This window comes from Prauserella sediminis, assembly GCF_014195435.1.
GTDB classification, from domain to species: Bacteria; Actinomycetota; Actinomycetes; order Mycobacteriales; family Pseudonocardiaceae; genus Prauserella; species Prauserella salsuginis.
The window spans coordinates 3,569,935-3,593,418 of the sequence record NZ_JACIBS010000001.1; the positions used below are offsets into that span (position 1 = coordinate 3,569,935).

Consider the following 23,484-nt stretch of genomic DNA (forward strand, 5'->3'; position numbering starts at 1 on the left):
TCACCCTCGACTCGGCGCCGGTGGCAGCTACGCTCTGGGCATGTCTCCCTCCGCCGTCGTCTGGGACCCCGCGCTGCTGGCCTACGACATGGGCGACCAGCACCCGTTCAACCCGGTGCGGCTGCACCTGACGATGCGGCTCGCGGCGGCGCTCGGCGTGCTCGACGACGTGCCGCTGCTGAGTCCCGAGCCGGCAGGAGCCAAGGACCTCTACCGCGCACACTCCGCCGAGTACCTCGAGGCCGTGCAGCAGGCTCCGATGGCGGGCTGGGACGTCGGTCACGGCCTCGGGACCGAGGACAACCCGCTCTTCACCGACATGCACGACGCGGCCTCGCTTGTCGTCGGCTCCACGCTGCTGGGTGCCCGGTGTATCGCCGAGGGGAGAGCGCAGCGGGCGGTGAGCATCGCGGGCGGGCACCATCACGCGATGCAGGACCGTGCCGCGGGGTTCTGCATTTACAACGACTGCTCGGTGGCGATCTCGTGGCTGCTCGAACAGGGCTACGACCGCATCGCGTACGTCGACACGGACGTGCACCACGGCGACGGGGTGCAAGCGGCGTTCGTCGGCGATCCGCGGGTGCTGACGATCTCGCTCCACCAGCATCCGTTCACGCTCTTCCCCGGGACCGGATATTCGAGCGAGATCGGTGCGGGCGACGGCGAGGGCCGTGCCGTCAATGTTCCGTTGCCGCCGCACACCGGTGACGCAGGGTGGCTGCGCGCGTTCCACGCGGTGGTGCCATCGCTGCTCGAGGCGTTCCGTCCGCAGGTCCTGGTCACCCAGTGCGGTGTCGACTCGCACCGCGAGGATCCGCTGGCGGATCTGTCGCTCACGGTCGACGGGCACCGGGCGATCTACCGGGAGCTGCGTGCGCTGGCCGAGCGCTGGGCCGAGGGTCGCTGGCTCGCCGTCGGTGGCGGGGGCTATCAGCTGATGCGGGTCGTGCCCCGGTCCTGGACGCATCTGATCGCGACGGTGCTCGACCACGACGTCACACCGGACGTTCCGCTGCCCGCGGAATGGACGGACCTGGTGCGCGGCGTGGCGCCGTCCGCCGAGGTGCCGCCGACCATGTCCGACGGCGCCGACGTGGGGTACTCGCCGTGGGGTGACGGCGTCGACGACGCCGTGGACGCGGCGATACGTGACACCCGCCGGGCCGTGTTCCCCCTGCACGGACTGGATCCGGACGATCCGAGGGACTGAACCGCCATGACCGACCAGCAGCATTCCTCCGGTACGGATGAGACCTCGAGCGCGGGCTCCGGCGAGTCAGGGTCGGGCGCGGGTACCGGCGGCGCGATGGATACCGGTGCGATGGACGCCGGTGCGATGGACGCCGGTGGCGGTGCGGAGGCCGCAGCCACGGCGGCTGCCGGCGCCGACACGGGCGAGCACGGGGAGCCGGACCCGTTCGACTATCCCCGTGAGTGGGAGGCCGACGTCGTGCTCTCCGACGGCGGCACCGTGCACATGCGGCCGATCGTGCCGAGCGACGCCGACCGGGTCGTCGCGCTGCACAGCAGGTTGTCCGAACGCACGCGCTACCTGCGCTACTTCGGGGCCTACCCGCGGATCCCCGCGCGTGATCTCAAGCGGTTCACCACCGTCGATCACCGCAGTCGCGTGGCGTTCATCGCGCTGCTCGGCGACGACGCCGTGGCGGTCGGACGGTACGAGGGTCTCGACGGCGACTCCGCGGAGGTGGCGTTCGTCGTCGACGACGCCCATCAGGGTCGTGGACTGGGGTCGATCCTGCTGGAGCACCTCGCCGCGGCGGCACGGGAGTCGGGGCTGCGCCGGTTCGTGGCCGAGGTCCTCGCCGAGAACTCGGCGATGGTGCGGGTGTTCCGGGACGCGGGCTACCAGGTGAGCCGTGCCTTCGAGGAAGGTGTGGTGCACCTCGAGTTCGACATCGACCCCACCGAGGATTCTCTCGAGGTGGCTCGCGCCCGCGAACAGGCCGCGGAGGCGCGCAGCGTGCACAACCTGTTGCACCCGCGGTCGGTGGCCGTCATCGGAGCTTCGACCGATCCGACGAAGATCGGCTACGCGGTGCTGACCAACCTGTTGGGCGCCGACTTCTCCGGGCCGGTCTATCCGGTCAACGCCGAGCACGCGTCCGTGCGCGGGGTGCGGGCCTACCGGTCGGTGCTGGACATCCCGGATCCGGTTGATCTCGCGGTGGTCGCCGTGCCCGCCGATCAGGTCGAGGCGGTGCTCGACGGTGCGCTGGCGAAGGGCGTCAAGACGCTCGTCATCGTCTCGGCCGGGTTCGCCGAGGCCGGCCCGCACGGTGCGCACGCGGAGCTGCAGCTCGTCGGCGAGGCGCGGGCGCACGGGATGCGCGTGGTCGGTCCGAACGCGCTCGGCGTGCTCAACACCGACCGGCGGGTGCGGCTCAACGCGACACTCGCACCGCAGTTGCCGAAACCCGGCCGCACCGGATTCTTCTGTCAGTCGGGTTCGCTGGGAACGGCGATCCTGGCCGACGCCGAGGCGCGTGGGCTCGGGTTGTCGACGTTCGTCTCGGCGGGCAACCGCGCCGACGTCTCCGGTAACGATCTGCTGCAGTACTGGGAAACCGATCCGAACACCGACGTCGTGCTGCTGTACCTGGAGTCGTTCGGAAACCCGCGCAAGTTCGCCCGCCTCGCGCGGCGGCTCGCGCGCACCAAGCCGATCGTCGCCGTGAAATCGGGCAGGCACGCCGTCCGCCCCCAGCTCGCGGCGACGTCGACCGAGATCGACGAGTCGAGTGTGCAGGCTCTGTTCGAGCAGGCCGGTGTCGTCCGCGTGGACTCGTTGGCGCAGTTGTTCGACACGGCGCTGGTACTCGCCCATCAGCCGTTGCCGGCCGGCTCTCGGGTGGGGATCGTGGGCAACTCGAGTGCGATCGGCCTGCTCGCGGCGGACACGGCGAGGGGGAACGGCCTCGAACTCGGTATCGAGCCGGTCGACATCGGACCGCAGGCCTCGCCGGAGGAATTCGCAGAGGCGGTCGGCGAGGCGCTCGACTCGCCGCACGTGGATGCGCTGGTCGCCGTGTTCGCCCCGCCCGTGTCGATCCCGGGCACGGCGTACGCTCGCGCGTTACGCGAGACGGTGCAGGCGCGGGAAGCCGCGGACAAGCCGATCGTGTCCACGTTCCTCGCCGTCGAAGGTGTGCCGGCCGAGCTGGCGACCCTCGGGGAGCAGGGGCAGCCGGTGGTCGGTTCGATACCGAGTTATCCCAGTCCGGAGCGGGCGGTGAACGCACTCGCCAGGGTCATCCGGTACGCCGAGTGGCGCGCACGGCCCCAGGGTGCGGTCGTAAGGCCCGACGGCCTGCATCCGGAACGAGCGCAGGGACTGGTGCGGGAGTGGCTGCCGGCCGAGGCCCGGCATGCGGGTGAGAACGCGGACCACGGCGCAGCCGGGGAGGGCCCCGCAGCAGGGAAGGGCAGCGCAGCAGGGAAGGGCAGCGGGGCCGCGGAGGACGGCGCGGCCGGGACGGACGGCGCCGGCGGGGCTGCGGGCGTTCCGGCGGGTGCCCACCCTGCCGGACAGCGGTCCGGTGACCGGGACGTCCGGCTGGCCGATGCGGAACTGGTCCGGCTGCTCGAGTGCTACGGCATCGATGTCGTGCCGTTCCGGGTGGTGACCGGCGAGGACGAGGCTGCCGCGGTCGCGGCCGAGCTCGGCTACCCGGTGACGCTGAAGGCCTACGACGACACTCTGCGCGGCAGGCCCGACCTGGCCGGGGTTCGGCTCGATCTCACCTCCGAGGACTCCGTGCGCACGAGTTACCGCGATCTGCGCGACACCTCGGGCATGGCCGAGATCTATGTGCAGCGCATGGCACCCAAGGGGATCTCGTGCGTCATCGGCCTGCAGGACGATCCTTCGTTCGGCACACTCGTCTCGTTCGGACTGTCCGGAGTGGTCAGTACACTGCTCGGCGATCGTGCGTTCCGGGCGGTTCCGCTGACCGATGTGGACGCGGCGACGCTGGTGCGGGAACCGCGGACGGCGCCGCTGCTGACGGGTTACCGCGGTGACGAGCCGGCCGACCTGGATGCGCTGCAGGACCTCATGCTCCGGGTCGCGGCGCTGGGGGAGGACAACCCGGAGGTGCGGTCGTTGGTCCTCGACCCGATTCTCGCCTCGCCGGAGGGAGCGTTCGTCACGAACGCGCGGATCGTCCTCGGTTCGCCGCCGTCTCGTCCCGACAGCGGACCCCGGCGGTTGCGGCAGCTCAACGCGCCTGCCGGCTGACCGGTGCGTGGCTGCCCGACCCGGGGAGCGGGCGGTAGGTGTCACCGGTGCGTTGCCACACCGGGTCGCCGCAGTCGGGTCCGTCGGCGGCGAGCCACCGTTTGATCACCTTGAACGTCGCCGTTCTCGGCAGGTCGGTGGTCACGCGGACGTACCGGGGGCGCTGTTTCGGGCCGAGATCGTCCTGCGCGTCGAGGAACCGCGCGAACTCGTCCGGACCGGGTGACGCTCCGCCGGCAGGGACGATCGCCGCCATTACCTCGTCGCCGACCCGCCCCGGCACGGCGTACACCACGGCCTCGGCGATCGCGGGGTGGCGGACGAGTATGCGTTCGATCGGAGCCGTGCCCAGGTTCTCGCCGTCGACGCGGACCCAGTCGGCCGTGCGCCCGGCGAAGTAGGCGAAGCCGTCGGCGTCGACGTAGGCCAGATCGCCCGTGTGGTACCGGCCGTCCCGGACGCGATCGGCGTCGGCCGCGGAATCGTTGTAGTAACCCGCGAACCAGCCCGGTCCCGACAAGTTGACGAGTTCGCCGACGGCGGTGTCGGCGTTGCGGAGCTCGCCGTCCGGTCCGAACTCAGCGGTCTCGCACGTCTCGCCGGTGTCGGGGTCGAGGATGTGCACCCCGTCGGTGAGTCTGCCCAGTGATCCCGGCGGCGTGTCGGGGGTCCTCGAGAAGCCGATGCCGCCCTCCGTCGACCCGTACGCGTCGACGACGCGGCAGCCGAACCGCTCCGCGAACGCGTTGAGGTCGGCCTCGGCGCCCTCGTTGCCGTAGACGAGGCGCAGTGGGTTGTCGGCGTCGTCGGAACCGGGCGGGGTGGCGAGCACGTAGGAGAGGGGCGTGCCGACGTAGTTGGCGTACGTGGCCCCGAACCGGCGCACGTCCGGCAGGAACCCGCTCGCGGAGAACCGGTCCCGAAGCGCGATGGCCGCCCCCGCGGCGAGTCCGACCGCCCAGCCGGCCATGATCGCGTTCGAATGGAACATCGGCATCGCGATGTAGGTGGTGTCGGTGGTCGACAGGCCGAACCGGTCGGCCAGCATCCGCCCCGGACCTGTGATCTTGCGGTGGGTGCAGCGCACGGGTTTCGGGTCGCCGCTCGTGCCGGACGTGAAGATCAGCATCAGCAGGTCGTCCGGTCCCGCGGGAGCCTGCTCGGTGGACACCCCGGCATGCGCCGCGACCAGATTCGTCCACTCCGGACCGTCGAGGTCGAGCACCGGAACGCCGGGGTCGGCGTCGAGCAACGGCCGGTAGGACGACTGCGTGAGTACCACGCGGCAGTCCGACACCCGCACGTCCCTGGTCAGCGCCGGACCGCGCCGGGTCGGGTTCAACCCCACGAGGACCGACCCCGACAGCGCGCAGCCGCCGAGCAGGAACGCGAACTCGGGGAGGTTGTCGGCGAGGACGCCCACGTGTGGCGGCCCGTCGCCGGGCAGGCCGCTCAGCAGTTCCCGCAGGGCGGCTCCGTGGGCGGCGGATGTGGCGACCACCTCGTCCCACGTCCACGTGCCCTCGTGGGTCTTCAAGCCCGGTTCCGTGCGCCCCGCCTGCGCGAGCAGCAACTCGGACACCGTCCCGGCCGCCGTCATGCCAGCAGCTCCCCGAGCCGGTTGAGCTGTGCCGTCGCGCCGCCCCCGGCGAACTCGTTCCGTTTCGCCGCCACGAAATATCGGTGCACGTCGTGTTCGACGTCGATGCCGACACCGCCGTGGACGTGCACGGCCGTGTGCGCCACTCGGTGCCCGGCCTCGGCGGCCCAGTACTTCGCGGTGGCGATCGCGACATCGACGTCGGTGTCGCGGGTGTCGACCCCGCCGTCACCGGTTCGGTCGTCGGAAGTCTCGCCGTCGGCCGACGCCAGCCGCCACGCCGCCTGCCAGAGCGTGAGCCGCACGGCATCGACGTCGACGTAGCCGTCGGCCAGGCGGTGCCGCACCGCCTGGAAGCCGCCTATCGGTGTGCCGAACTGGTGGCGCTGGCCCGCGTAGTCCGCCGTCAGCTCGAGTGCGCGCTCCACGACGCCGAGCTGGCGTGCGCACCCGCCGAGCGTCAAGCGCCTGCGGAGGAACGGCACCGACTCGGCGGGCAGGACCGCCTGCGGCCGGACGCCGCGTGCGCGGACCAACGCGGCGTCGGCGTGATCGACCACGCGCTGGGGTTCGACGTCCAGCCCGGACGCGTCCGCGGCGACCAGCGCGAGCACGTCGCCGCCGGTCGCGGTCGCCTGCACCAACAGGCCGTCGGCGTACGCCCCGTACGGCACGGCCTGAGCCTCACCGCTCAACCCGCCCTCCGCGTCGAGGGCGAACCCCGTCGGAGTCCCGTCGTCCGGCACGGCTGCACTCACCACCGCCTGGCCCCGCACAGCGGGAACGACCCACCGTTCCAGCAGCTCACCACCGCCGAACTCGGCCAGCACCGACCCCGCGGGAGCGATCGCAGGCACGTACGGCACGGCCGCGACGGCTCGCCCCAGCTCGTGCCCGATCGCGCACTGCTCGAGCACGCCGAAACCGCCGCCTCCGACCGTCGACGGCAGAGCCGCGTCCAGCACCCCGGAGGAGGCGAGCGCCTGCCACAGTTCGCGGTCGAACCCGCCGGTCCCGTGCGGAGCTCCCGGTGGGTGGTCACCCGCGATCCGGCGGGTCAGCTCCGCGAGGTCGCGCTGCGCCTCGGTGTAGGTGAAATCCATCGACGTCTCCTCGCTAGCTCCGACAGGCAGTGATGCGGTGGGCAGTGGTCCGACGGGCAGTGATCCGGCGGGTGCTCCGGCGGCGGGTGGTGCTCGTCAGCGGGTCACGGGCAGGCCGAGCGCAGTGGCTCCGATGATGTCCCGCTGGATCTCGTTGGTGCCGCCGCCGAACGTGAGGATCAGCGCCGACCGGTGCGCCCGTTCGATCCGGCCCTGCAGCACCGCACCCGGGCTGCCCTCGCGGACCAGCCCGCCCGCGCCCAGTACCTCGAGCAGCAGTCGGTAGGCCTCGGTCGCCAGTTCCGTGCCGAACACCTTCGTCGCGGATGCATCGGCGGGTGCGACCCCGCCGGCGTCGGCGGTCGAGGCGATCTTCCAGTTGCGCAGTTTGAGATAGTCGGCGTGGGCGTGCACGCGCGCCAGGTGCGCCCGCACCCACTCCTGGTCGATGACGCGGCTGCCGTCCGCCCGCTTGGCCTCCCGTGCCCACGTGACGACCTCCTCAAGCGCGGCCTGCAGCGGGGCGGCGGAGGTGAGCGCGACGCGTTCGTGGTTGAGCTGATTGGTGATCAGCGGCCAGCCCGCGTTCTCCTCGGCGATCCGGGCGGAAACGGGGACGCGCACGTCCGAGTAGTACGTCGCGCTCGTGCCCGGCCCGGCGACGGTGTGAACCTTCGTCCACGAGAAGCCCGCTGCGGACGTCGGCACGGCCAGAACGCTGATCCCTTTGTGCCGCTTCGCGTCCGGATCGGTGCGCGCGGCGAGCCACACGTAGTCGGCGTACTCGATGAGACTGGTCCACATCTTCTGGCCGTTGATGACGTACTCGTCGCCGTCTCGCACCGCACGGGTCCGCAGCGCCGCGAGATCGGTGCCCGCGTCGGGCTCGGAGTAGCCGATGGCGAAGTGGAGGCGCCCGCTCGCGATGCGCGGAAGGAAGTACTCCTTCTGCTCGGGAGTGCCGTACCGCATGATGGTCGGGCCGATCGTGTTGATCGTCAGGAACGGCACCGGCACGCCCGCGATCGCCGCCTCGTCGGTGAAGATCAGCTGGTCGAGCATCGACCGCGCCTGTCCGCCGTACTCCTGCGGCCAGCCGAGCGCGAGCCAGCCGTCCTCGCCGAGCCTGCGCACGATCTCCTTGTACGCCACCCCGTCGCCGTACTCTCCCCCGCCGGCTACGCCCTCATTGGCGGGGGGACCCCCATTCCCGCCGGCTACGCCCTCGCCGGCGGGGGGACCCCCATTCCCGCCGGCTGCGCCCTCGCCGGCGGGGGTGCCGCCGGTGCCATGGCCCTCGGTGCGGAGCCCGTCGCGCAGCTCCGGCGTCATGAGCGTGGCGAAGTACGCGCGCAGCTCGTCGCGAAGCCGGTCGTGCTCCGGTGTGTACGCGATCCGCATCCGATCCTCCCGTGGGCCGTTGGACGTAGTGAGGGACCTGGCCGTGACGCCCGCCGGTCAGGTCGCATCGCCGTCGACCCGGCCCGGCCACAGCGGCGGACCCTGCCGACCTTGAGTGTAGAACAGGTTCTATTTGAGGGAACAGGTCCGACCGCGTCGACTTGTCGGGCGCGATGCATTGTCCCCGCTCAGTGGTTCTACACGCGCTATCAAGCCTCGGCGAGAACCCGAGCAATCCGCCCTTGCCAAGAATGAGAACAAATTCTATTGTCGGTCGCGATGTGAGCCGCGGTGAGCCAGCACACACCACCGGCCGCGTCGCCCACCGAGCAGGCTTCAACGAGGAGGCAGTACGTGAGAGCGGCCGTTCTGCACGAGATCGGGAACGACAAACTCGACCTGCGCGACGACGTGACGGTCGCCGGACCGGGTCCGGGCGAGGTGCGCGTGCGGGTGCGTGCTTCGGGCATCTGCCACAGTGATTTGTCCGCGATGACCGGAACGCTGCCCGCGATGGCGCCGGGGGTCGTCGGGCACGAGGGAGCGGGCGAGGTCGTCGCCGTCGGCGACGGCGTGGACCACCTGCAGCCCGGCGACCACGTCACGATGTCGTTCGTGCCGCCGTGCGGGCACTGCCCCGACTGCGTGCGCGGGGAACTGAACCTGTGCGCGGTGCACGTCATCGACGCGTTCACCACGGCGAGGTTCCGGATCGGCGATCAGCAGCTGTTCGGCTTCTCCGGGCTCGGCACGTTCGCCGAGGAGCTCGTCGTACCGGCGCCTGCTGCGGTGAAGGTCGACCCGGACGTGCCGTTCGAGACCGCGGCGCTCATCGCGTGCGGCGTGCTCACCGGCGTCGGGGCGGTACTCAACACCGCGAAGGTCGAACCCGGCTCGACCGCGATCGTGTACGGCTGCGGCGGCGTGGGCATTTCGGTCATCCAGGGCTTGCGCATCGCCGGAGCCACCACGATCGTCGCCGTCGATCCGGTCACCGCGAAGCACGACGTCGCCAAGCGGTTCGGCGCGACCCATGCGGTGACGCCCGACCAAGTGGAGGAGACCAAGCACCAGCTGACGGCCTCCCAGGGATTCGACTACGCCTTCGACGTCGTCGGCGCCCCCGCGACGATCCGCGCAGGATGGGACCACTCCCGCCGCGGCGGTTCCGTCGTCGTGGTGGGCGCGGGCAAGGCCGACGCGATGGTCGAGTTCAGCGCGCAGGAATTGTTCCTGCACGACAAGAAGATCCTCGGCTCGCTCTACGGATCCGCGCACGTCGAACGCGACACGGCCGCCATGCTGCGCTTCTGGCGTGCGGGCATGCTCGACCTCGACGGCATGATCAGCCGCCGCATCGGGTTCGACGACCTCAACGCCGGACTCGAGACGCTGCGCGACGGCAGCGGCGACGTGATCCGCCAGGTGGTGACCTTCGGGTGACGGGGACCGTGCTCGACGGCCGGGTCGCGATCGTCACCGGCGCCGGTGCCGGGCTCGGCCGTGCCGAAGCGCTCGAACTCGGCAGGCAGGGCGCCGCGCTGGTCGTCAACGACGTCGCCGACGAGGCCGCCCGCGCCACGGTGGCCGCCGTCGAGGAGGTCGGCGGCAAGGCGCTGGCCGTGGCCGGTGACGTCGGCGAGCGCGCCACGGCGGATGCGCTCCTCGCCGCGGCGACCGAGCACTTCGGCGGGCTGCACCTCGTGGTGAACAATGCCGGCCTGGTGCGGGACAAGATGTTGTTCAACCTCACCGACGACGACTGGGACACCGTGGTCCGGGTGCACTTGCGCGGGCATTTCCTGTTGTGCCGCGGCGCGTTGCAGTACTGGCGCGGAGTGTCCAAAACCGACGGCGGCCCGGCGTACGGCCGGATCGTCAACACCGCGTCGGAGGCGTTCCTGTCCGGTCCCGCCGGGCAGGCGAACTACGGCGCGGCGAAAGCGGGCATCACGGCGCTGACGGTGTCGACCGCGCGGGCGGGCGCCCGCTACGGCGTGCGCGCCAACGCGATCTGCCCGCGTGCGCGCACCGCGATGACCGCCGGCACGTTCGGCGCCGAAGCCCCTGACGGCAACGACCCGCTGTCGACCGACCACGTCGCCCCGTTCGTGGCCTACCTCGGCTCACCGGGTGCCGACCACATCAACGGCCAGGTGTTCGTCGTGCACGGCGGGCATGTGGCACTGCTGAGTCCGCCGTCGATCGAACAGGACTTCGTCACCGGCGGCGAGGCCTGGACGGTCGGCGAACTCGCCGACCGCATCGGCGGCTACTTCGACGACCGCGACCCCGCACGCATGTTCTCCGCGACCGACGTGCTGGAACTGGGACAACCGGGACAGGAGACGCGCCCATGACGCTGACCATGCAACCGCACCGCGAGACGGTGGGACTCAAACCGGGCCTGCTCTACATCGACGGCGAATGGGGTGGGGCCACCGACGGTGCCACCTGGACGCACCGGCACCCCGCCACCGGCGAGGACATCGGCGAGCTCGCCGTCGCGTCGGCCTCCGATGTGGACGCCGCCGTCGCCGCGGCGCGCAGGCGGTTCGACTCCGGCGAGTGGTCCAACACCCGCGCGCAGGAGCGCATCGCCGTGCTCCGCCGCTGTGGTGCTCTGCTGCGCGAGCACGCCGAGGAACTGCGCGGGCTGCAGGCGTTGGACAACTCCGTACCAGTCGGTTTCGGCGCGGGTGTCTACGCGGTCTCGGTCGAGGTCGCCGCGGACGTGTTCGACCACCACGCAGGCTGGGTCGACAAGCTCGGTGGCGAAACGCTCACGCCGTATCAGGGCGGGGACCACCTGGCTATGACGTTCCGCGAGCCGATCGGCGTGGTCGCGGCGATCCTCCCGTGGAACGCACCGTTCCTGCTGTTCGCGCAGAAGGTGGCACCCGCGCTCGCGACCGGCTGCACCGTGGTGCTGAAGCCGTCCGAGTACTGCACGTTCACGGTGTTGCGGATGGTGGAGCTGCTGGAGGAGGCGGGCGTGCCCGCCGGCGTGCTCAACGTCGTCACCGGCCCCGGGGATCCGACCGGTGAACGCCTCATCACACATCCCGACGTCGACAAGGTCAGCTTCACCGGTTCGCGCGGGGTCGGCGGCCGGATCGTCGAGGCCTCCGCGGCGACGATGAAACGCGTGTCGCTCGAACTCGGCGGCAAGAGCCCGGCCATCGTGTTCGACGACGCCGCCGACGTCGGTCTCGCCGCGGCCACGACGATCGGTGCCGTGACCCTCGGCCTGTCCGGCCAGGCGTGTGTGGCCAACACGCGCGCGCTCGTGCACCGCAACGTCTACGACGAGTTCATCGCCGCCGCGCAGGGCATGGCGGGCATGGTCAGCTACGGCGACCCGTTCGACCCGGCCGTGATGTCCGCGCCGCTGATCAACGGCAAGCAACTGGAGCGCGTGCTCGGCTACATCGAGCAGGGCAAGGCCGACGGCGCCCGGCTCGTGACCGGCGGGGAGCGCCTCGACGGCGACTACGCGAACGGCAACTTCGTCGCTCCGACCATCTTCGCCGATGTCGACAACTCGTCGACGCTCGCGCAGGAGGAGGTCTTCGGCCCGGTGTTGGCCGTGATCCCGTTCGACGACGAGGACGAGGCCGTCGCGATGGCCAACGACACCGAGTACGGCCTCGGCGCCAGCGTGTTCAGCGCGAACGCTCAGCGCACGTTCCGCATGGCCCGCAAGGTGCGTGCGGGCACGGTGTGTGTCAACGGGTTCCAGATCGAACCGCACCTGCCGTTCGGCGGGTTCAAGCAGTCCGGCCTGGGCCGGGAGGGCGGCAAGTCGTCGATCGAGTCGTTCACCGAGCTCAAGACCGTGCTCATGCCCCTCGGCGACGAGATGATGTGAGTGAGGCGATGACGACACCCGACACGGCCGCGCGCGGGTTGCGGCTCGACGGCAAGATCGCGCTGATCACCGGCGCGGCCGGCGGTCAGGGAGCGGCGTTCGCGCGCAGACTGGTCGCCGAGGGCGCGCAGGTGCTCATCACCGACGTCGAGGACGCCGACGGCAAGGAGCTCGCGGCCGAGCTGTGTGCCGAGCGCGACGGTGCCGCCGCCTACCAACGGCTGGACGTGGGGTCCGAAGAGGACTGGAACTCGGCGATCGAGCGTGTGACCGAGGAATTCGGGCCGCCGAACGTGCTGGTCAACAACGCGGGGTTGCTGCACTTCTCGGAGCTGGAGCACACGTCGCTGGCCGACTACGAGCGGCTCCTGCGCGTCAACCAGATCGGTACGTTCCTCGGTATGCGCGCGGTCGTTGCACCCATGACGGCGGCGGGCGGCGGCTCGATCATCAACCTGTCCTCCGTCGAAGGGCTGGCCGGCATGCCGTACGTCGCGGCGTACACGGCCACGAAGTTCGCGATCCGCGGCATGACGAAGGTGGCGGCCCTGGAACTCGGCGGCAACGGGATTCGCGTCAACTCGGTGCATCCGGGCATGATCGACACCGCCATGGTGCGCAGGTTCACCGGTGAGGACACGGATCTTTCGCCGGTGGGCAGGAAGGTCGCACTCGGCCGGGTCGGCAGACCGGAGGAGATCGCCGGCCTGGTGGCCTTCCTCGCGAGTGACGACAGTTCGTACAGCACGGGGGCCGAGTTCGTGGCCGACGGCGGCGCGACCGCGACCCACGCGTTGAAGCTCTGAGGACCGGGCCGCCGGCACGAGCCGGTGGGCGAGCGCAGGAGGTGTCATGACCGCACGTACGGGTTCGCTCCCGGGCACCGCCGCGTTCGCCCAGGTCGGCCGGCTGACGACGCTGTCGTGGCAGGTGCTCGTCGCGATCCCGCGGCGGCCGTTCCAGTGGCGCGAATGGATCCAGCAGTGCTGGTTCTTCGCCAGCGTCACGATCCTGCCGACCGCGCTGGTGGCGATTCCGTTCGGTGCGGTGATCGCGCTGCAGCTGGGTTCGCTGACGCAGCAGATCGGTGCGCAGTCGTTCACCGGCGCGGCCAGCGCGCTGGCGATCGTGCAGCAGGCGAGTCCGCTGATCACGGCGCTGCTCGTCGCCGGCGCCGGCGGGAGTGCCGTCTGCGCGGACATCGGCGCCCGCAAGATCCGCGAGGAGATCGACGCGATGGAGGTGCTCGGGGTCAACCCGATCCAGCGCCTCATCGTGCCGAGGGTGCTCGCCGCCATCGTCGTGTCCGTGCTGCTCAACGGGCTCGTCAGCGTCGTCGGCGTGATGGGCGGGTACTTCTTCAACGTCGTCATGCAGGGCGGCACCCCCGGCGCGTACCTCGCGAGTTTCAACGCGCTCGCGCAGCTGCCCGACCTGTGGATCAGCGAGATCAAAGCCGTGATCTACGGGTTCTTCGCCGGGGTGGTCGCCGCGTTCCGGGGACTCAACCCGTCCGGTGGCCCGAAGGGTGTCGGTGACGCGGTGAACCAGGCCGTCGTGATCACATTCCTGTTGTTGTTCCTCATCAACGTGGTGCTGACCGCCGTGTACCTGCAGCTCGTCCCGCCGAAGGCGCTGTGACGCCATGACCGCGACCCAGGATCGAGACGCCGCCTCCGCACCGCAGCCGGAGCCGTCCCCGCAGCGAGGGCCGCGCTCCGACGAGCGCGTGCTCGAAGCCATCGCGCGGCCGGGTGCGATGTTCGAGGGCCTCGGCGAGCAGCTGCTGTTCTATCTCAAGGTGCTCGCGTGGGTGCCGCGCACGGTCCGGCGCTACAGCAAGGAGACGCTGCGGCTGCTGACCGAGGTGTGCTTCGGTACCGGCGGCCTGGCCGTCATCGGCGGCACCCTGGGCGTGATGATCGGCATGACCCTGTTCACCGGCCTCATCGTCGGCATTCAGGGTTATGCGGCGCTCGAACAACTCGGCACGGCCGCACTGACGGGCTTCATCTCCGCTTACTTCAACACCCGGGAGGTGGCACCGCTCGCCGCGGGGCTGGCCCTGTCGTCCACCGTCGGCTGCGGATTCACCGCCCAGCTCGGCGCCATGCGGATCTCCGAGGAGATCGACGCCATGGAGGTCATGGGCATCCCGAGTCTGCCCTACCTGGTCACGACCCGGGTGATCGCCGGTGTCGTGGCGGTGATCCCGCTGTACGCGGTGGGACTGCTGTCGTCGTATCTGGCTTCCCGTCAGGTGACGATCTGGATGTACGGGCAGTCGGCGGGCACCTACGACCACTACTTCCACCTGTTCCTTCCGCCGGAGGACGTGCTGTGGTCGTTCCTGAAGGTGATCATCTTCAGCACCATCGTGATCATGTCCCACTGCTTCTACGGCTACTACGCGCGTGGCGGGCCCGCCGGTGTGGGCGTGGCAGTGGGCCGGGCGGTGCGGACCTCGATCGTGCTGGTCGCGGTGCTGGACTTCTTCCTCAGCCTCGCGATCTGGGGTGCGACGACGACGGTGAGGTTGTCCGGATGAGCACACGGAAAGCTGTGGTGCATCGGCTCGGGCTGCAGCTGCTCGGGCTGATCTTCCTCGTCGTGGCCGCCCTGTTCATCGCCACGACGATCGCGATCTACAACAAGGCGTTCTCCGACGCGGTCCCCGTGCGGCTCGAGGCCACGACCGCGGGCAACCAGCTGCGCATGGGCGCCGATGTGAAGATCCGCGGCATGCGCGTGGGCGAGGTGCGGTCGGTGAGCACCGACGGGCAGAAGGCGATCCTCGAATTGGCGATCGAACGTGACCGGATCGAAGCCGTGCCCGCGGGTGTGTCGGCACGGCTGCTGCCCAAGACCCTGTTCGGCGAGCGTTACGTGGCGCTGCAACCGCCGAAGCGTTCGGCCGGCTCCGGGGAGGTGGTGCCGTTGGCGGCCGGTGACGTCATCACCCAGGATCGCAGCCGCTCGGCCGTCGAACTGGAGGAAGTGCTGTCCAATGTGCTGCCGCTGCTCCAGTCGGTGCAGCCGCAGAAGCTCTCCGGCACGCTGTCGTCGGTGTCCGACGCACTGGAGGGACGCGGCGAGAAGTTCGGCGACACGCTCGTCGGGTTGTCGGAGTACCTGAAGGACTTCAACCCCTCGTTGCCCGACCTGTCGCACGACATCACGGCCGTGGCCGACGTGGCCGACATCTACCACGAGGCGGCACCCGATTTCCTCGCCGCGATGCGGGATCTGACCACGACGACGCGCACGATCGTCGAGAAGCGGCAGGGTCTCGCCGGCGTGTACAACAGCGTGGCAGGTGCGTCGGCCGATCTGGACCGGTTCCTCGCCGCCAACGAGCGCAACATCATCGGCCTGACGACGTCGTCGCAGCCCACGCTGGACGTGCTCGCCAAGTACGCACCGCAGTATCCGTGCATGTTCCGGCAGTTCGCCGAGGCGGTGCCGAACGCGAAGGCGGCGTTCGGACACGGCGACGACGAGATGAACCACGTCGTGATCCGGATGCTGGCCGACAACCGCGGCAAGTACGAGCCGGGAGTCGACGAGCCGCGGTACAACGACAAGCGCGGCCCGAGGTGCTATCCGCAGAAGGTGCCGCCCGAGCGGTTTCCGCAGTATCCGCCGGAAGGCCCGCTCGAGGACGGGTCGACCCATCCGGCGCCGTCGAAGAACTCCGGCCCGCTCCCGGGGCCGGTGCTGGGTTACGACGTGCCGTTCCCCGAGAACGGGGACGACAAGGCCGCGCTGCAGGGCGGTTCCGGCGACGCAGCGGGTGGCGACGCTCAGGACGGTTCCGGGACCGCTGCGCGCGGTGACGCCGCGGCTGGTGACGCTGCCGGTGGCGATACTGCGGGCGGTGGCGGTGCGGCGCAGGGCCGGATCTCCTCACCCGCGAACTCGGCCGCCGAACATCGGCTCATCGGCGTGCTGCAGTCGCCGCGCACCGGGATCGCACCGGACGAGCTGCCGGGCTGGGGCGGCGTGCTGCTCGGTCCGCTGTACCGCGGGATGACGGTGGAGCTGCGATGAGGAGTATCGCCGGCGCGCTGCTGAAGATCTCGGTGTTCGCCGTCGTGACGGTGCTGCTGACGGGGTTGCTGGCCGCGACCATCGCCAACACGAACTTCGGCGACGCCTCGGGCTACACCGCCCGGTTCGTCGACGTGTCCGGACTGTCCGAGGGCGATGACGTGCGGATCGCGGGCGTGAAGGTCGGACAGGTCAAGGAGATCGCCGTCGGCGAGGGCGACCACGCGGAGGTCCGGTTCGACGTCGACGGCCAACGCAGGCTTCCCGCGCTGGTGACGGCCACCGTCAAGTACCGCAACCTCATCGGGCAGCGGTATCTGGCGCTCGGCACCGACGTGCCCGACCGGGAGCGGCTCGAACCGGGCGGCACGATCCCGCCGGAACGCACCAGTCCGGCGCTGAATCTCACGGTGCTGTTCAACGGTTTCCAGCCACTGTTCCGTGCACTCGATCCGAAGGAGATCAACCAGCTCTCCTACGAGATCATCCGGGTGTTCCAGGGCGAGGGCGGCACGGTGCGCAGCCTGCTGTCGCACACCGCGTCGTTGACCTCGACCCTCGCATCGAAGGATCGGGTCATCGGCCAGACCATCGACAACCTGAACCGTGTCCTCGGCACGGTCAACTCGCGTACGCCGCAGGTGAAGAACCTCGTGTCGACGACGCAGCAGTTGGTGAGCGGGTTGGCGAAACAGCGGAAACCGATCGGGGAGGCCGTCTCCGGGCTGGCCGAACTGACCACGGCGACCGGCGGACTGCTCGAGGACGCACGGCAGCCGTTGCGCCAGGACGTGACAGCGCTGCGGAAGCTGGCGGGCAATCTGGCCGGTTCGCGCGAACTGATCGACGAGGTGCTGACGACGCTTCCGGGACACCTCCAGAAGTTCACGCGTGCCGTCAGCTACGGCAGCTGGTTCAACTATTACCTGTGCGATCTGCGCGGGACGATCGGTATCAAGGCGCTCAACGTCGACGTGCCGATCCTGCCGCTGCCCGCGACGGAGCAGCCGGAGAGGTGTCAGACAGAGTGAAACCGCTGACCGAACGCAACCAGGCCGCGGTGGGATTCGTGGCTCTCGTGCTGGTGGTGCTCACGACCGTCACCGTCTACCGGGCCGACGAGATCCCGATTCTGAGCGACCGCACGAGTTACGCCGCACACTTCGCCGAGTCCGCCGGACTGGCAGAGGGCAACGACGTGCAGCTGGCGGGGGTACGGGTCGGCGAGGTCGACGAGGTCGTGCTCGACGGCACGCGCGTGCGCGCGACCTTCTCGCTCGAGGGCATCGACACCTCGCGGATCGGCGACCGGACGAGGGCGTCGATCGAGATCAAGACGCTGCTGGGGGAGAAGTACCTCGCGCTCGACCCGGAGGGCGAGGCGCCGCAGGACCCGGCCGAGCCGATACCGGTGGAGCGCACGGAGACGCCGTTCGAACTGCAGGACGCGTTCGACCAGCTGTCGGGGACGGTCGAGGACATCGACACCGACCAGCTGGCGAAGAGCTTCGACGTGGTGTCCGAGACCTTCGCCGACACCTCCGAGCCGATGACCGAGGCGTTGCAGGGACTCTCGGCGTTGTCGGAGACGGTGTCGTCGCGGGACGCCGAACTGGGCAGGCTGCTGTCGAACACCCGGCAGATCACCGGCACGCTCCGCAGCAGGAACCAGCAGCTGCGCAAGGTGATCGGCGACGGCAACACGTTGCTGACCGAACTGCAGAACAGGCGGCAGGCGATCAACCGGATGCTGGTCGGCACCCGGCAGGTGTCGCAGCAGCTGTCCGGGGTCGTCGACGACAACCGGGCGCAGCTCCAGCCGGCGTTGCAGGAACTGAGCAAGGTCACCACGGTGCTGCAGCGCAATCAGAACAATCTGGACCGCGGCTTGGAGCTGCTCGCGCCGTTCACCCGGCTCGGGACCAACGTGACCGGTAACGGCCGCTGGTTCGACGGCTATATCTGCGGGATGCTGCCGCCGACGATCAACACCGGCACCGGCTACGAGTACAACTCGGAGGGTTGCGTCGGTGACATGGCCGCACCGGACCAGGGCGTCGGAGGTGGCCGATGACGATGGACACGCGCGCGGGCAGGAGCGTGTATCGCTGGCTGGCGACGGCCTGCGTGGCGGTACTCCTGCTGACCGGCGGCGTCTGGTGGTTGTTGCGTGAGGATGCGGGCATCAGGCTGACGGCGCACTTCGACCGCGCGGTCGGGCTGTATGCCGGGTCGACGGTGCGCGTACTCGGCATCGAGGTCGGCGAGATCACGCGGGTGCAGCCACGCGGTGAGCAGGTCGTGGTGTCCATGCGCGTCGACAACGGGGTCCAGGTGCCGGAGGGGGCCGACGCGGTCGTCGTCGCGCCGAGCCTCGTCAGCGACCGCTACGTGCAGCTGACGCCGGTGTACGACGGCGGGCCCGTGATGACGTCCGGAACGGTGATCCCGCGGGACCGCACCGCCACCCCGATGGAGATCGACGACCTGTACGCGAGCCTCGACGAACTGTCGACGGCACTCGGGCCGGACGGGGCGAACTCCGACGGTGCGCTGTCTCGGGTGCTCGACACGACCGCGGCCAACCTCGACGGCAACGGCCGGAACCTGAACACCACGGTCACGAAACTGTCCGAACTGGCCACGACGCTCGACGACTCGTCGGACGACCTGTTCGGCACGGTGCGGAACCTGCAGAAGTTCACCGAGCTGCTCGCGACCAGCGACGCGCAGCTGAACCGCTTCTACGAGCGGCTGTCCGAGGTGAGCGGGTTCCTGGCCGAGGATTCCGACGACGTCGGCAAGGCACTGTCGTCGCTGGGCGGGGCGCTGGGAAAGGTGAAAGGCTTCGTCGGCGAGAACCGGAAGGCGCTGTCGGACAACATCGGCAAGCTCGAAGGCATCACCCAGGTGCTGGTCGACCAGCGCGCCGCGGTCGCGGAGATCGCCGACGTCGCACCTCTCGGGCTGTCGAACTTCATCAACTCCTACGACGCCGCCTCCGGGTCGATCGCGATCCGCTACAACTTCAACGAGGTCACCAATCCGCTGATGACGAGCGCGTGCAAGCTGACGAAGTCGCTGGCCGACCACCGAACGCCGGAGGCGCTGGACAAACTGTGCGAGATTCTCGGCCCGGTCGTCGACGGCGCCGCGAAGTTGCCGTCGGTCTCACAGCTGCTGGCCTCGATCCAGAGCGGCGAGCTGCCGCCGCTGCCGCTCCCGTCGATCGTGGCACCGGGAGGTCGGTGATGACGGAGACAACGGTGGCGACAGCGACGGCGGTGCAGCGAACGCCGGGCGGTGCCCGTCCCGGCAGGGCGCGGCGGGCGCTGCGGCTGTCGTTGGTATGCCTGCTGTTGCTGGTGGCGGGCTGTGGCGACGGCGGATTCTCGGGGCTGTACAACGCACCATTGCCCGGCGGTGCCGACCTCGGTGACCGGCCGTATCGGATCACCGTGCGGTTCCACGACGTGCTCGATCTCGTGCCACAGGCGGCGGTGAAGGTCAATGACGTCGCCGTGGGGCGGGTGGAGCGGGTGCGGCTCGCCGACGACGGCAAGACCGCGCTCGCCGACCTCGCCCTGAACGGGGACATCGACCTGCCCGGCGACGCGGTGGCGGAACTGCGCCAGTCGAGCCTGCTCGGGGAGAAGTTCGTCGAGCTGCGGCCGCCCGCCGACGGCGGCGGCAAGGCCGCGCTCGGCGACGGCGACGTGATCCCCCTCGACCGGACGAACCGCAATCCGCAGGTGGAGGAGGTCCTCGGGGCGCTGTCGCTCCTGCTCAACGGCGGCGGAGTGGAACAGCTCAGGGACATCGTCGGGGAGCTCAACGATGCGCTGGCCGGGAACGAACCGGAGATCAGGGCGCTGCTGACCCGCGTGGACGAACTCGCGACCACATTGGACGAGCAGCGCGGTGAGATCGTGCGGGCGATCGACGGAGTGCACCGGTTGTCGGGCACCCTGTCGAAACAGCGCGGCCACCTGTCCACGGCACTCGAGCACCTGGAGCCTGGGTTGAAGGTCGTCTCCGGACAGCGGGAGCAGTTGGTCGGCATGCTGAAATCACTGCGGAAGCTGTCCGGGACCGGTACCCGAGTGGTCGACGCGAGCAAACAGAGTCTCGTCGCGAACCTGCGAGCGCTCACCCCGACGCTGGAGAAGCTCGCCGAGACCGGTGCCGATCTGCCGGAAGCGATGCAGCTGCTGCCCAGCTATCCGATCCCGGTGTTCGGCGAGTCGATCATGCACGGCGACTACGCGAACGTGAGCGTGCGACTGGACCTGCAGCTCGACGCGATCCTCGAGAACGTCCTCAATGCGCGGAGGCCGCCGGTGCAGCTGCCGAACGACGACGGCACCGGCGCCGAGGGTGCCATCCCGTTCAACGACGGGGACGCCCCGCCGCCGCTGCCGCTGCCCGACCCCTCGGAATCGCTGACCGCTCCGCAGGCCGGTGCCGGCCAGGGGAGGGGCGGTACCGGCGGCGGTGTCGACGGGCTGCTCGGCGGCCTGGTGGGAGGTGGCTGATGCGACTGGAACGCAAGAACCGGGTGCAGCTCGTCGTGTTCGGCCTCATCTCCCTGCTGGCGGTCGGCTACGCCGGAGGCACGTATGCGGGCCTGGATCGGCTGTTCGGCAACCGCGGGTATCTGGTTCACATCCAGCTGAGCGAGTCGGGCGGCATCTTCGAGAACGCGGAGGTCGCCTACCGGGGCGTGACGGTCGGCCGGGTGACGGGCCTCAACCTCGACGGCCACGGTGTGACCGTCGACGTGGACATCGACAGCGGTACGCCCGACATTCCCGCCGACTCCGACGCCGTCGTCGCCAATCGCTCCGCCGTCGGTGAGCAATATGTCGATTTGCGGCCCCGGTCCGACGACGGGCCGTATCTCGAACACGGTTCGACGATCGACAGCTCCCGGACCGGCACGCCGGTGCCACCCGGGCAGCTGCTCGGCAACCTCAACCAGCTCGTGTCCAGTGTGGATCCGGAGTCGTTGCGAACGGTCGTCGACGAACTCGACACCGCGTTCACCGGCGCGGGCCCCGACCTGGGGCGGCTGCTGGATTCGGCGGGATCGCTCACCGCCCAGGCCAAGGCGGCTCTGCCGCAGACCGCGCAACTGCTGCGGCAGAGCCGGACCGTGCTCGACACCCAGCGCCGGAACGCCGACCAGTTGCGGTCGATCGCGGGCGGGTTCCGTGACATCGCGTCACAGCTGAAGAAATCCGACTCCGACCTGCGCAACGTGATCGACCGCGCTCCCGCGGCGAGCCGCGAGATCTCCGCGCTGCTCGACGAGTCCGGGACGAGCCTGTCGGTGATGATCGCGAACCTGCTGACGACCTCGCAGGTGCTCGAACCGCGGACGGACGCGCTCGAGCACATGATGGTGGCGCTGCCGATGGTGTCCGGCTTCTCGCGTTCGGTCGTGTCCAACGGCGAAGGGCATCTCGGTTTCGTGCCCACGTTCTTCGACCCGCACGGCTGCACCAAGGGGTACGAGGGCACCGAGCGCCGCCCCGCGAACGACACGCGGAACACCGAGCCCAACACCGAGGCCTATTGCGCCGAACCGCAGGGCAGTCCGAGCAATGTCCGTGGTGCGCAGAACGCGCCGGTGGCGGGTGAGCCGGTGCAGGTTCCGGGTGGCGACCAGGACGCGAGCGGCGACATCGACGGTGGTGCCGATCGGGATCGGGAGGCGTCACAGCGCGGGGGCCAGGACGGCAGTGGCGGGCTGCCCGGACTGCTCGACTTCTCGGCCACCGGCGGTTCCGGGCAGGGCGATTCGGCGGACTCCGGGTCGTCCGGCGACGGGATGGGCGGCCTGCTGGGGGTGGACGGATGAGGCCGGTACGGCTGCTGCGCCGGGTGGCCCGGGACCGCACCGTCGCGGTGCTGCTGGCCGTCGCCGTGATCGCGACCGTCTCCTGCGCCGGTCTGGGTTGGCGCTGGTGGGCGGTGGCGCACAGCGAGCCCGCCCACAACGCCGCCGTCCGGGACACGGCCGTACGCGAAGGAACCAGGGCACTCGAGGTGCTCCACACGATCGATCACCGCACCGCCGCATCGGATCTCGACGCGTGGGCACGAGTCACCTCGGGTGAGCTGCACGGCAGGCTGACTGGTGACCGGAAGCGGCACATCGACCGCGCCGGCGACGCCGAAACCGTCGCCACGGCAACGGTGACCCGCTCCGCGCTGTCCGAACTGGACCTCGAGGGCGGGACGGCGCGGCTGCTGGCGGTCGTGGACACCGACGTCGGCAAGGAGCAGCGGCGCAGCACGTTGATCGCATCCTTGGTGCGGAAAGGGGAGCGGTGGACCGTGTCGAACGTGCAGGCGGTCGGCTCGTGACCCGGCGGACGGTGCGGGAGCCCGGGGACCGCGAGGACGAGGAACCCGTCACGGAGCCCGGCGCGGAGCCCGAGGACGACCGCGAGGACCGGGCGGGCCGCGGCCACAGGGACACCGAGGACGAGGCCGTGGACACCGAGGACGAGGATGCGGACGGCGAGGACCGTGCGGTCGGCGAGCCCGGTGATGCCGACGACGCGGCGGCCCGGAGGGATGGTCCGGCGGCACGGCGCGCGACGGTGCTCGCCGTCCTGGCCGCGGTGTGCGTCGTCGCCACGGCGGGTGCGGTCTGGCTGGGCATGCGTTCGGTGGACGCCGCGCCGGACGACGTGGCCCATGTCGATGCGGCGCGGACGCAGCAGTTGACGGAGGAGGTCGACGCCGCCGTCACGGCCGTGTTCTCGTACGACCGCGGTGATCTCGCGCGTACCGAGCGGGCGGCCGACCGGGTACTGACCGGAGCGGCGCGCCGCGAGTACGAGGCCCTCTTCGCCCGTCTCCGCGCGCAGGCCACAGGGAGTCGGGATGGCGGAAACCGGGCCGGCGGGAACGGAGCCGACGGGACAGGCGATGCGGCCGCGTCGGGTGCCGTGCAGTCGACGACGGTCCGATCCGTCGGGGTGCGCAGTCTGACCGGCGGACGGGCGGAGCTGCTCGTGCTGGCCGATCGGCGGGTGCTGGGTGAGGACATGTCCTCCCGCAGTTCGGATTCGGTGTGGATCGACGTCGTGGCGGTGCGCAGCGACGGGAGCTGGCGCATCGCCGAGATGTCGCCGGTGTGAGTGCCGGAGCGGATGCGCGCGGCGCGTTCGTGTGGTGATCA

At 70.3% G+C, this 23,484-nt stretch carries 19 protein-coding genes; 16 read left to right on the forward strand and 3 right to left on the reverse strand.

The genetic code is table 11. From position 1 onward, the window contains the following. The first annotated feature begins 40 nt into the window (after positions 1–40). Both FB384_RS16215 and FB384_RS16220 read left to right on the forward strand, forming a co-directional pair. Positions 41–1,213 carry an acetoin utilization protein AcuC gene (locus FB384_RS16215; RefSeq protein WP_183783988.1) on the forward strand — a complete coding sequence of 391 codons (1,173 nt, stop codon included), beginning with the start codon at positions 41–43 and terminating at the stop codon, positions 1,211–1,213. A gap of 6 nt (positions 1,214–1,219) precedes the next feature. Next, positions 1,220–4,264 carry a bifunctional GNAT family N-acetyltransferase/acetate--CoA ligase family protein gene (locus FB384_RS16220; protein ID WP_228726043.1) on the forward strand — a complete coding sequence of 1,015 codons (3,045 nt, stop codon included), beginning with the start codon at positions 1,220–1,222 and terminating at the stop codon, positions 4,262–4,264. Here FB384_RS16220 and FB384_RS16225 read toward each other — a convergent pair. The 3 genes from FB384_RS16225 to FB384_RS16235 form a co-directional block, all read right to left on the reverse strand. Further along, positions 4,245–5,864: a long-chain-fatty-acid--CoA ligase gene (locus tag FB384_RS16225; protein ID WP_183783990.1), complete on the reverse strand. Its 1,620-nt coding sequence runs from the start codon at positions 5,862–5,864 to the stop codon at positions 4,245–4,247. The genes FB384_RS16220 and FB384_RS16225 overlap by 20 nt on opposite strands. Continuing rightward, positions 5,861–6,967: an acyl-CoA dehydrogenase family protein gene (locus tag FB384_RS16230; RefSeq protein WP_183783992.1), complete on the reverse strand. Its 1,107-nt coding sequence runs from the start codon at positions 6,965–6,967 to the stop codon at positions 5,861–5,863. The genes FB384_RS16225 and FB384_RS16230 overlap by 4 nt, the downstream gene beginning before the upstream one ends. A 96-nt stretch (positions 6,968–7,063) precedes the next feature. Then, a complete protein-coding gene (locus tag FB384_RS16235; protein ID WP_228726044.1) occupies positions 7,064–8,368 on the reverse strand; it encodes an acyl-CoA dehydrogenase family protein in 1,305 nt (434 codons plus the stop codon). 354 nt (positions 8,369–8,722) lie between these two features. On the opposite strand from FB384_RS16235, the gene FB384_RS16240 reads away from it, so the two are divergent. The 14 genes from FB384_RS16240 to FB384_RS16305 all read left to right on the forward strand — a co-directional run bounded on the left by FB384_RS16240 (position 8,723) and on the right by FB384_RS16305 (position 23,443). Continuing rightward, positions 8,723–9,811: a Zn-dependent alcohol dehydrogenase gene (locus tag FB384_RS16240; RefSeq protein ID WP_183783994.1), complete on the forward strand. Its 1,089-nt coding sequence runs from the start codon at positions 8,723–8,725 to the stop codon at positions 9,809–9,811. Then, a complete protein-coding gene (locus FB384_RS16245) occupies positions 9,808–10,728 on the forward strand; it encodes a 3-oxoacyl-ACP reductase (RefSeq protein ID WP_323985253.1) in 921 nt (306 codons plus the stop codon). Before FB384_RS16240 ends, FB384_RS16245 begins: the two co-directional genes overlap by 4 nt. After that, a complete protein-coding gene (locus FB384_RS16250) occupies positions 10,725–12,239 on the forward strand; it encodes an aldehyde dehydrogenase family protein (RefSeq protein WP_183783996.1) in 1,515 nt (504 codons plus the stop codon). The genes FB384_RS16245 and FB384_RS16250 overlap by 4 nt, the downstream gene beginning before the upstream one ends. Before the next feature lie 8 nt (positions 12,240–12,247). After that, positions 12,248–13,045 carry a glucose 1-dehydrogenase gene (locus tag FB384_RS16255; RefSeq protein WP_183783998.1) on the forward strand — a complete coding sequence of 266 codons (798 nt, stop codon included), beginning with the start codon at positions 12,248–12,250 and terminating at the stop codon, positions 13,043–13,045. A 46-nt stretch (positions 13,046–13,091) separates the two neighbouring features. Further along, the gene (locus tag FB384_RS16260) at positions 13,092–13,880 is read left to right on the forward strand and encodes an MlaE family ABC transporter permease (RefSeq protein WP_183784000.1); all 789 of its coding nucleotides are present in this window, start codon (positions 13,092–13,094) and stop codon (positions 13,878–13,880) included. Between the two features lie 118 nt (positions 13,881–13,998). Further along, positions 13,999–14,787 carry an MlaE family ABC transporter permease gene (locus FB384_RS16265; protein WP_221213338.1) on the forward strand — a complete coding sequence of 263 codons (789 nt, stop codon included), beginning with the start codon at positions 13,999–14,001 and terminating at the stop codon, positions 14,785–14,787. Next, positions 14,784–16,289 (forward strand): MCE family protein, encoded by a 1,506-nt coding sequence (locus tag FB384_RS16270; RefSeq protein ID WP_183784002.1) that lies wholly within the window; start codon positions 14,784–14,786, stop codon positions 16,287–16,289. Before FB384_RS16265 ends, FB384_RS16270 begins: the two co-directional genes overlap by 4 nt. After that, a complete protein-coding gene (locus tag FB384_RS16275) occupies positions 16,286–17,320 on the forward strand; it encodes an MCE family protein (RefSeq protein WP_183784004.1) in 1,035 nt (344 codons plus the stop codon). The genes FB384_RS16270 and FB384_RS16275 overlap by 4 nt, the downstream gene beginning before the upstream one ends. Then, a complete protein-coding gene (locus FB384_RS16280; protein WP_183785656.1) occupies positions 17,317–18,363 on the forward strand; it encodes an MCE family protein in 1,047 nt (348 codons plus the stop codon). The genes FB384_RS16275 and FB384_RS16280 overlap by 4 nt, the downstream gene beginning before the upstream one ends. Then, positions 18,360–19,541, forward strand: coding sequence for an MCE family protein (locus FB384_RS16285; RefSeq protein WP_183784006.1), 1,182 nt, complete (start codon positions 18,360–18,362; stop codon positions 19,539–19,541). The genes FB384_RS16280 and FB384_RS16285 overlap by 4 nt, the downstream gene beginning before the upstream one ends. Continuing rightward, on the forward strand, positions 19,541–20,824 hold the full coding sequence (locus tag FB384_RS16290) for an MCE family protein (RefSeq protein WP_183784008.1): 1,284 nt from the start codon (positions 19,541–19,543) through the stop codon (positions 20,822–20,824). The genes FB384_RS16285 and FB384_RS16290 overlap by 1 nt, the downstream gene beginning before the upstream one ends. Beyond that, a complete protein-coding gene (locus FB384_RS16295; protein ID WP_183784009.1) occupies positions 20,824–22,152 on the forward strand; it encodes an MCE family protein in 1,329 nt (442 codons plus the stop codon). The genes FB384_RS16290 and FB384_RS16295 overlap by 1 nt, the downstream gene beginning before the upstream one ends. After that, entirely contained in the window at positions 22,149–22,661 is a 513-nt protein-coding gene (locus tag FB384_RS16300; RefSeq protein WP_183784011.1) for a hypothetical protein, read from the forward strand. Before FB384_RS16295 ends, FB384_RS16300 begins: the two co-directional genes overlap by 4 nt. Continuing rightward, positions 22,658–23,443, forward strand: coding sequence for a hypothetical protein (locus tag FB384_RS16305; protein WP_183784013.1), 786 nt, complete (start codon positions 22,658–22,660; stop codon positions 23,441–23,443). Before FB384_RS16300 ends, FB384_RS16305 begins: the two co-directional genes overlap by 4 nt. Positions 23,444–23,484 lie beyond the last annotated feature (41 nt).